1 protein-coding gene is annotated in these 254 nt (G+C 66.9%); it reads right to left on the bottom strand.

Annotated elements, in window-relative coordinates:
• A partial coding sequence (locus tag RVY79_RS20615; RefSeq protein WP_317466462.1) for a TolC family protein occupies positions 1-254 on the bottom strand: 254 nt, incomplete at both ends.

The raw sequence follows: 254 nt of genomic DNA, 5'->3' as shown, positions 1-254 counted from the left end.
AACGATTGCGAAGCCTGCAACGCCGTGCGCCGCACATCCTCAAGCTGCAACAGGCTGCCTGCGCCCAGGCGGTAGCGCGCGTTGGACGCCTCCAGCACCTTCGCGTATTGCGTGTCAGCCATCGTGGCCGCATCGACCCGACGGTCAGAAGCATCCAGACGCACCAAGGCGTCTTCCACTTCCTGCACGGCCTGCCGCACCTTGCCCCGGTAGCTGGCCAGCGCCTGGTCGTAGCGCGCACGCGCCGTTTCCAC

It is taken from the genome of Chromohalobacter sp. HP20-39 (genome assembly GCF_033052815.1).
GTDB lineage: Bacteria > Pseudomonadota > Gammaproteobacteria > Pseudomonadales > Halomonadaceae > Chromohalobacter.
Note: the sequence above shows the minus strand (reverse complement) of the source record. Positions and strands in the feature narration are given on the sequence as shown.